Source organism: Synechococcus sp. 63AY4M2 (genome assembly GCF_002760475.1).
In the GTDB taxonomy this organism is placed as follows: domain Bacteria; phylum Cyanobacteriota; class Cyanobacteriia; order Thermostichales; family Thermostichaceae; genus Thermostichus.
In genome coordinates this window covers 356,934-365,274 of record NZ_AXUX01000001.1, presented here as the reverse complement: position 1 = coordinate 365,274, position 8,341 = coordinate 356,934, and the positions used below count along the sequence as shown (strand labels likewise).

General features: G+C 61.6%; 8 protein-coding genes and 1 pseudogene. 6 read left to right on the top strand and 3 right to left on the bottom strand.

The window, feature by feature from the left end:
- Positions 1 to 289 precede the first annotated feature (289 nt).
- The 5 genes and pseudogenes from SYN63AY4M2_RS01605 (at position 290) to SYN63AY4M2_RS01590 (ending at position 3,824) form a co-directional block, all read left to right on the top strand.
- Positions 290 to 484 carry a hypothetical protein gene (locus SYN63AY4M2_RS01605; protein ID WP_041438255.1) on the top strand — a complete coding sequence of 65 codons (195 nt, stop codon included), beginning with the start codon at positions 290 to 292 and terminating at the stop codon, positions 482 to 484.
- Between the two features lie 68 nt (positions 485 to 552).
- A pseudogene (locus SYN63AY4M2_RS14030) lies at positions 553 to 689 on the top strand (RNA-guided endonuclease TnpB family protein); the annotation flags it as partial.
- Positions 690 to 893: 204 nt separating this feature from the next.
- On the top strand, positions 894 to 2,273 hold the full coding sequence (locus tag SYN63AY4M2_RS01600; RefSeq protein WP_011430099.1) for a DUF3084 domain-containing protein: 1,380 nt from the start codon (positions 894 to 896) through the stop codon (positions 2,271 to 2,273).
- The gene (locus tag SYN63AY4M2_RS01595; protein WP_049749742.1) at positions 2,270 to 2,728 is read left to right on the top strand and encodes a Holliday junction resolvase RuvX; all 459 of its coding nucleotides are present in this window, start codon (positions 2,270 to 2,272) and stop codon (positions 2,726 to 2,728) included. The genes SYN63AY4M2_RS01600 and SYN63AY4M2_RS01595 overlap by 4 nt, the downstream gene beginning before the upstream one ends.
- Complete coding sequence (locus tag SYN63AY4M2_RS01590; RefSeq protein WP_011430101.1) at positions 2,700 to 3,824, top strand: extracellular solute-binding protein; 1,125 nt, start codon at positions 2,700 to 2,702, stop codon at positions 3,822 to 3,824. Before SYN63AY4M2_RS01595 ends, SYN63AY4M2_RS01590 begins: the two co-directional genes overlap by 29 nt.
- 69 nt (positions 3,825 to 3,893) lie before the next feature.
- Here the strand turns inward: SYN63AY4M2_RS01590 and tig are convergent, their stop codons facing one another.
- From tig to ccsB, 3 genes are all read right to left on the bottom strand, one after another.
- A complete protein-coding gene (tig, locus tag SYN63AY4M2_RS01585; RefSeq protein ID WP_011430102.1) occupies positions 3,894 to 5,567 on the bottom strand; it encodes a trigger factor in 1,674 nt (557 codons plus the stop codon).
- An 88-nt stretch (positions 5,568 to 5,655) separates the two neighbouring features.
- Positions 5,656 to 6,039 carry a LapA family protein gene (locus tag SYN63AY4M2_RS01580; RefSeq protein WP_011430103.1) on the bottom strand — a complete coding sequence of 128 codons (384 nt, stop codon included), beginning with the start codon at positions 6,037 to 6,039 and terminating at the stop codon, positions 5,656 to 5,658.
- Positions 6,040 to 6,123: 84 nt separating this feature from the next.
- Complete coding sequence (gene ccsB, locus SYN63AY4M2_RS01575; RefSeq protein ID WP_099812184.1) at positions 6,124 to 7,164, bottom strand: c-type cytochrome biogenesis protein CcsB; 1,041 nt, start codon at positions 7,162 to 7,164, stop codon at positions 6,124 to 6,126.
- Between the two features lie 206 nt (positions 7,165 to 7,370).
- Between ccsB and SYN63AY4M2_RS01570 the strand changes: the two genes are divergently transcribed.
- Positions 7,371 to 8,341, top strand: a 971-nt coding sequence (locus tag SYN63AY4M2_RS01570; protein ID WP_276307817.1) for a hypothetical protein, incomplete at its 3' end; no start/stop codon positions are given.

Sequence of the window (8,341 nt, the reverse complement as noted above, 5' to 3'; positions counted from 1 at the left end):
ACGACTCGTTTGTCCTTCTTGGGTGCTCTGATGTAGCTGTCGAGGTCATACCTTCTCGCCCTACCGGATGGTGTACGTACTGCATGGATCCAGCTTTTCTGTTCCCATCGCCTCAAGGTGTGGAGACACACTCCAAAATAATCCGCCGCTTCTCTCGGTTTTACATACCTAGCCATACCAAGCAGCCATACTGAACATACTGGGCATTATTTTCAGTATAGTCCAGCATATCATTGACTAGAGTCATGCTCTGTCTGTCTGGGTTTGCCTGTTGGGGAAGAGGGCGGCGATGGCAGGATCCCACAGCGTTTGTTTTGATCGGGCTGCCGACTTTTACGATGCTACCCGCAGCTTTTTCCCCGCTGTAGAGGAAGAGATCGCCGATGCCATCTTGGCGACAGGGGGAGCCACTCCTGAGACCTATTTTCTCGAGGTGGGCATTGATTCGGCGTGGCTACTCCTATTGCGGCGTCGATATTTCTAAACGGACGTTAGCTGAGCAGGTGGAAGCCTTCTCAAGGGGCTCATGTGCAGCAGGTAGCGGCGGCAGGTAGGTGTCTGCGCATCCACCCAGAGCCAGGCAAGTCTTGTAGGAAGGGTTTTCTTGTGGACATTGCGGCTGGAGGGGTGACGCCGACCTGAACGGTGCAAAGGTTACCGCCCTTTTGGGGCGTTCTATAAACCAGCCCCCCTGCCCCGCGTATACGGGGGGGTTCGGGGCTTGCTTGCTCTCTAAGCGAGCATGCTTCAGGGCTACTGTTCGCGTCAGCCGGACGGAGTCCTTCAACCCCATCCGCTTACGCGGGGCCGCACTTCTCTGGCTCGGCCTGCCCTCAACTTCCCAGACCTTCAGGGTAACCTTGCTAAGATTTCCATGGCAGGGATCCCGGGCTATGCAAGGCGTACTGCTGATCCTTTACATGTTGTTTGTCAGTGGCCTGATTGCCGTTGTCGGGGATCGGGTCGGGTATCGGATTGGCAAAAAGCGCCTCACCTGGTTTAACCTGCGTCCCCGCCACACGGCCGTTTTGGTAGCCGTGATTACCGGCGTGAGCATCTCGGCGCTGACCTTGGGCACGCTGCTGCTCCTCAACCGCTCTCTTTCGGAAGCCCTGTTCAGCTACACCAACCAAATTGCCCAGGCAGAGCAGGAGCTGCGGGCCCTCAACCGCCAGAAAGCTCTGCTGGAAGCGGAGAATGCCACTCTCAGAGCCGAGCGAGACCGCCTCAAGCTGGATCTCGACCAATTTCGCAGTCAGCAATCGGCAGCCCAGACACGCCTGAGCGAAGTCCGGGATCAACTGGCTATGGCGCTACAAGAGCGGCAAGAGGCGGAGGCGAAGCTGGCGGCAGCCAACGAGCAACTGGCCCAAGTGCAGCCCGGCCTGGAGCGGGCCCAGGCGGAGTTGGAGGCGGTGAAGGCAGAGGTGGAGGCGGCCCGAAAGATGATTGCCGATCTGGAGTCGCAAAAGCAGGCTCTGCAACTGGATCGGGATCAACTGGAGCGCTCTCTGGATACGGCGCAGACGGCCCTGAGCCAACTGGAAACTCAAAAAAAGCAGCTTGAGCAGGAGATCGCGCAGCTCAACCAGTTAGCGGTGCGGCTGCGGCGGGGAGAGCTGGCCATTCTGGCGGGAGAAGTCCTGGCTACAGGAGTTGTGCAAACGCCAGCAGGGGCAGACCCGGCGGCAGTCCGGCGGCAGTTTGAGCGAGTTTTGGCCCAGGCAGAACAGCGGGCCCTTGCCCTCGGCTCCCGGCCCATCCCCCCTCTGGAGAACGCCATCCTCATCCGCCGCGAGGAGGCCGACCAAGCTCTGGAAAAGTTGAAGGAACCTGGTAGCTGGGCAGTGCGCATCCTCTCCCTCACCAATCGGCTTAAGGGAGAGCCTGTGCCTGTGCTGGTGGAGATTTACCCCAACCAGCGCATCTTCGCCAGGGGATCCGTGCTGGCGCAGGGTGTAATCCAGCCAGGCTTGAGCGAGAACGAAATCCAACAGCGGCTGCTGGAGCTCCTCAACCAGGCCAATCAGCGCTCCCAGGCAGAAGGCCTCCTCTCGGATCCCATCACCGGCACTGTCGGAGAATTCTCGCAGGTCAAGTTCTTGGAAGTTGTGCAGCATCTCCGCCAGAGCACTACCCCCCTGGATGTGAAGCTGGTTGCTGACACCGACATCTACACGGCGGGGCCGCTGCGGGTGAGTTTCCTGATGGCGGAGGCCTCTGGCCAGCAGGGCACCACCCCCGTTCAGCAGGCGGGGCAGATTGGGGGATGAGGGATCCACTCCATCTGGGCGGGCTGGAAGAGGGGCGAGTGCTGATGGGTTTTGACCCGGGGCGGGACAAGTGCGGCCTTGCCGTGGTGCAAGTTCAGCCGGCGTGGCAGGTCTTGCATCGGGAGGTGGTCTCAGCCGGGGAGGCCTTGGCCAGGTTGCAGGCCCTCTGGCAGCAGTTTGGGGCGGAGCGGCTCATCCTGGGAAATCAGACAACGGCGCGAGGCTGGAAACGGCAACTGGAGTCGCTCCTCCCACCCCAACAGATTGTTCTGGTGGACGAGAGGCACAGCTCAGAAGAAGCCCGGCGGCGCTACTGGGATTTTTACCCACCGCGGGGATGGGAGCGGCTGTTGCCCAAGGGGATGCGGGTGCCGGACAAGGCTTACGATGATCTGGTGGCCCTGATTCTGGTGGAGCGGTACTGGCGTGGGCAAGCAAGGGCTGAGCCGACGTGAATTTCTGTACGGGCTCCTGCTGGGGCTGGCGGTGGCCGGCTGTGGCGGGCCTAGGGGCTCTCTGCCCCTCATTCTCGCCCTTAAACAGGGGATCCCGGCCAGCTTGGTGAACGAGTTTCGCCGCCGCACCCAGGTTCGCTTTCGGCTGCAACTGTTGGACGAGCGGGCCCAGTTGCTGGCCTACCTGCAGCAGAGCGTCCAGCCGCCTGAGCTGGCCTGGTGGGAGCCGGGGAGATGGTTCCGGCGACAGCCGCCAGCAGCGGCCCTGAGCCTGTTGGGAGCTGACGTCTTGGATCGGGCCATTGCTGCCGGTTGGCTGGATCCCTTGCCACCTGACCTCTTGGGAGAACGGTGGCAGCACTTGGATCGCCGCTGGCAGGCTGCTGCCCGGCGAGAGGGGCAGATCTGGGGCGTGCCCTGGCGCTGGGGGGTAACGGCCATTGCCTACCGCCGCGACCGGGTGAGCGACCCCATCCGGGACTGGGCGGATCTGTGGCGGCCTGAGCTGGCCGGCAAACTCACCCTGCCCGATCACCCCCGGGAGGTGATCGGGCTCGTCCTCAAAAAGCTGGGCCGCTCCTACAACGATCCCCTCGATCCCGAAGAGGCCGAACTGCGGCGAGAGCTGGGATCCCTGCACCGCCAGGTTCTGGCCTATACTTCCGCCGACTACTTGCCCATGTTGCGCCTGGCCGATAGCTGGGTGGCTGTGGGCTGGTCGCAGGATCTCTATGCCACCCAGGCCAACTACCCCGAGCTGGAGGTGGCGATCCCGGCTTCGGGATCCGCCATCTGGTGGGATGTCTGGGTGCGGCCGCATAGAGCTCACAACGCTTCCCCAGAGCTGGAAGGATCCCTGCTGGCCGACTGGATTGACTTCGTCCTAACCCCAGAGTTCGCCCCCCGCCTGGTGAACTTGAGCGGGATCCCTTCGGTTTGGCCGCTGGATTTGGCCCAACTCTCTCCTCGGCTGCGTCGCAGGGCTGACTTTCAGCCTTCTACCTGGGAGCGCGCCGAGATTTGGCGGCCTCTGAGCCCCGCCGAAGCCGAGTCCTACCTCCGCCTCTGGGACCAGATGCGGCGCGGCCTCTTGTAGCCCGGCTTTTTCCGACCCCGGCGGCCAAGGTGTGAGAACCGGCAAGTCTAGGGAGGCAACCAGGACCCTCTACTTGTCCTTTTTGCTCTTTTTGCCCGCTTTGGGTGTCTCCGCGACGGCCTGTTCCAGTTGCAAGCCAGCAGGGTCTGTGGCCGCCTCTGCAGAAGGCTCAACCGCCTCAGGGATCCCAGACGCCTCTGCTTCTACAGAAGGGAGAGCTGCCTGCGGCTCTGTTGCAACCTCCCCCTCAGCTTTCGCATCGACAGGAGGCTCAACTGCCTCGGGGATCGCGGATCCCTCTGGCTTCTCGGCCTCAAACTCCGTCTCCGGCACCCCTGCCCTAGCCGACTCAGACCTCTCCTGCCGGTCTTCACCCTCAGAGCGGGGCGAAAGGGTGGGCGGTTCGGTGGGGTTGCCTTCGCTATCGACCCAGTTGACCGTGGTTTGGGACTTCAGCCAGGCCATCACCTTGTTGGCGAGCAGATCTTCGTGGACTGCTTGGCGGACTCGCTCCCGATCCAGCTTCTGCCCTTGCTGCGCATAGGCCGCCATCACCTCTTCCACCTCGACTTCCAATTCGTTGGGGCCTACGGCAATCTGCTCCTGCCGGACGATAGCGCTCAGAGCCAAGGTGCGCCGCAGCCGGTTGATGGCCTCGGGCCGGTGGCGCTCCATCAACTGGTTGAGAGTTTCCGGCGGCAGTTGGGACAAGAACTTGCGGATCTCTCCCGGCGTGACCCCTTGCTGCTGCTGCAGCGACTGAAGGCTTCGGGCCAGCAGTTGTGTCGTTTCTTGCTCGACTAGGGTCTCCGGCAGATCCACCTCGGTGGTTTCCAAGATGGCATTGAGGATGGCCGTCTCCAGGTTCTCCTCAGATTGCCGCAGGGCATCTTGCTCGAGGCGCTTTTGCAGGTGTTCCCGCAGTTCGGCCACCGTCTGAAACTCGCTGATCTCCTGCACAAAGGCGTCATCCAGCTCCGGCAGCTCTTTGGTCTTGATCTCTTTGAGGCAGACGGTGAACGTAACCGTTTTCCCGGCCAACTCTTTTCTGAAGTAATCGTCGGGGAAAGTAGCTGTGATCTCCTTGGTTTGGTCGAGCTGCATGCCGACCACGCCCGCCACAAAACCAGGGATGAAGTTCTCCTCTTTGAGCTCCAACTGAAAGTCCTGGGCGGCGATTTCCTCCAGAGGATTGCCCTCGGCATCGCGGGCTTGAAAATCGATCACCACCACATCCCCCAACTGGGCGGGCCGATCCTCCACCGGCAAGAGGGTGGCCCGCTGATCCCGCCACCGGTCGATGAGCTGGTCGATCTGTTCGGGCTTGACGGTGACGCGGGTGGCCGTGACGGTCAGGCCCTTGTATTGGCCGACACGGGCTTCGGGGTACACCTCCACATACCCCGAGAAGCTGAAGTCGGCCTCCGGGTTGAAGCGATCCAGAAGCTGCTCCACCTTGTCGTCCAGCTCGAAGCGGCTGATGGGATGCAGTTGGGTGTCCTTGAGCGCCTGTTGGATGGCCTCGTTGATCAGGTCATCGACGGCACTGGCCATGACGCGCTCGCGGCCCACCTGGCGTATCACCAGGTTGCGGGGAGCTTTGCCCTTGCGAAATCCGGGGATCTGGATATTCCGCTCCAGTTGGCGCAAGGTTTTTTCGTAGGAGCGCTTAACCTGGTCGGCTTCTACCACGATCTTGAGGCCAACCCGGCTGCCAGGACGTTTTTCTTGTGTGACCTGCATAGGAAGTGATGGGCTAGTGGAAGAGGCAAGCAGAATTTCAATTTTACCCCAACTGCTTGGAGATCGACGGGATCCATTCGGAACAGTTCTAGGCAGGGGATCCCTCTGTGGTGACTTCCTTAACGTCCTGAATGTCTTCCTGGGGCTCGGCACGCTTGCTGGGGGGCAGTTGCTTGACTTTGGCTTCCAGCTCCACCACCATTTCCTTCAGCTCGCTAATGGTGACTTCCTTTTCTTGCAACTGCCGATTTTTCTCGCGGGCTTCGATGCTGAATTGGAGACGCATCCAGAGGCTATAGAGCCAGGCAAGGGCGGCCCCGATCCCGGCAGAGGCCAACAGTTCGATCGCCAGCGGGCTTTCAACGCTGACGCCGGGGGCAAAGGTAATCGTGACCGGGCTGGCGTTTTGCATGGCGAAAAGAGCGATTCCCAGGAGGGCCGAGAACAGGATCAGGTAGTTGAACAGTCGCATGCTTTTCTCCTCAGAGGGATCCACGACGGCTTGCCAGCACCAGAATACCCACAAACGGGGGTTGATTTGTTGGCCCAAGAGATCTCAGAAGAACCAGCCATAGCTGTGTAAGCCTTTGCCCAGAAAGTTCACCCCCAGATAACACACCCAAACCACCCCAAAGCCCAAGCTGGCCAAGAGAGCGGGGCGCTTGCCCTGCCAGCCTTTGGTGATGCGGGCGTGCAAATAGGCGGCAAAGACCAACCAGGTGATCAAGGCCCAGGTTTCTTTGGGATCCCAGCTCCAGTAGGTGCCCCAGGCTTCGTTGGCCCAGACGGCGCCGGCAATGATGCCGATGGTCAGCAGCGGGAACCCCAGCCCGATTAGCCGGTAGCTGGTGTTGTCTAAGATTTCCGCCAGGCTCAGCCGTTGCAGCGGGATCCCTTCGGGTGCCGGTTGGGGAGGGGGTTCAGCCGGTCGGGGGGAGCGGATCCCGGCGTAGACCAGTTCTGCAGCGGGCGATGGCAGGGTGGCTTCTGTCCATTCGGGGTGGGTTGCAGGCTGGGAGGGTCCAAATTGCAGGCCGAGGGAGTTGCCCTTTAACTGAACTTCCTGGCCGCGGGTGACGATGAGAAAAGCGATGGCCAAAAGGGATCCCACCAAGAGGGCTGCATAGGCCAGAAGCATCACCGTTACATGCATCATCAGCCAGTTGGATTGCAAAGCCGGCACCAGTGGCTGGGCCTCCTGCATATCTGCCGGCAGGGCCAGGGCGGCAAAGGCCACAACGCCCGTCGCCAGCGGGGCGGTCGTCACCCCCACCCAACGGCTACGAGTCCAGTGGAGAGCCAGCAGATGCAAGGCGGTGATCCCCCAGGCCAAGAAAAACAAAGACTCGTACAAGTTACTCAAGGGGAAATAGCCGGCATCGATCCAGCGGGCCGTCAGCAGGGCGGCGATCGTCAAGTTCGCCCCGATCATCCCCGCCAAGCCCAGCTCCGACAGAAGCTGCACCTGGGGAAACGCTGCCCCGCCCCAATAAAACAGCATGGCCCCTAAGCAAACGGCAAAGGCCACGTTGTTGAGCAAAGCCTGCCACTGAGCTAGATCCAGGCCTGCAAGGGCCGTTATCGCCAACACAGCCATACCTGACCTCAGAAGTTCTCCTGACCTGGCTTGGGCCAGACCGCTGATCCCATTCTAGGGCGGGGGAGGGGATCTTCCCCAAAGGACACATGCTGGTAATGTGGGGATGGCTTATCTGCAGCTCGGCAGGATACCGAAAGTGTTGGGATGTGAGGCTCATGCAAAGACACGCGGGAAAGGCCAGAACCTGGAGATGGGGATGGTGGATGGCTCTGGTGGCGGCTCTTGTGCTGGTCGCTTGCGCTGGATCCCCGCTTGAACAGCCCCAGGAACAGCTACCTCAGCTCGAGCGGGTACCGGTGCCGCCGGAGATCGCCAAGCTGGATGCCTACTTGGAGCACTGCCGTCCGCGAGTACAGATCCTCAGCCCCCAACCCGGAGAGGTGTTGTCGGAGCGGCAAGTAACCGTTCGCTTTGCGGTGCAGGGGTACCCGCTCTTTAAAGATCCGCAACTGGGCCTTGGCCCCCATCTGCACGTGGTGCTGGACAACCGGCCCTACATCGCCCATTACGACGCCGATGCTCCCCTCGTTTTCGAAGATTTGGAGCCGGGATCCCATACTCTGCGGGTGTTTGCCGGCAAGCCCTGGCACGAGAGCTTTAAAAACTCCGAGGCCTACGCCCAGGTCAGCTTCCACGTGCTCGCCTCCACACCGGAATATGTGCCGCAACCGCAGTTGCCCCTGCTCACCTACAACCAGCCCAGCGGCAGCTACGGTGCCGAGCCGATCTTGGTGGATTTTTGGCTGGCCAACGCCCCGGTGCGCGAAAGTTTGCTGACCGACCTGCCGCGGGATTGGCGCATCCGCTACACCCTCAACGGCCAGTCCGGCCTGCTGGATCGCTGGGAGTCTTTTTACTTGAAGGGCTTGAGGCCCGGTCGCAACGTGATGGTGGTGGAGCTGGTGGACAGCAAAGGGGATCCCATCCGCAATGTGTTCAACAGCGCTGCCCGCGAGATCACCTACACCCCCGGGGGCCAAGACACGCTCTCCAAGCTGATCCGCGGCGAGCTGAAAGCGGAAGAGGCCCTGGCCATTGTGCAGCCTCAGCCCACGCCGACCCCAACACCCACCCCGACGCTGACACCCACCCCGACGCCGACACCCACCCCGACGCCGACGCCCACCCCGACGCCGACGCCCACCCCGACGCCGACGCCCAACCCGACACCCAC

What these genes read in the sequence shown, in the direction of transcription:
- SYN63AY4M2_RS01605 (WP_041438255.1), top strand. Translation starts at nt 290, where the DNA reads ATGGCAGGATCCCACAGCGTTTGTTTTGATCGGGCTGCCGACTTTTAC.
- SYN63AY4M2_RS01600 (WP_011430099.1), top strand. Translation starts at nt 894, where the DNA reads ATGCAAGGCGTACTGCTGATCCTTTACATGTTGTTTGTCAGTGGCCTG.
- SYN63AY4M2_RS01595 (WP_049749742.1), top strand. Translation starts at nt 2,270, where the DNA reads ATGAGGGATCCACTCCATCTGGGCGGGCTGGAAGAGGGGCGAGTGCTG.
- tig (WP_011430102.1), bottom strand. Translation starts at nt 5,567, where the DNA reads ATGCAGGTCACACAAGAAAAACGTCCTGGCAGCCGGGTTGGCCTCAAG.
- SYN63AY4M2_RS01580 (WP_011430103.1), bottom strand. Translation starts at nt 6,039, where the DNA reads ATGCGACTGTTCAACTACCTGATCCTGTTCTCGGCCCTCCTGGGAATC.
- ccsB (WP_099812184.1), bottom strand. Translation starts at nt 7,164, where the DNA reads ATGGCTGTGTTGGCGATAACGGCCCTTGCAGGCCTGGATCTAGCTCAG.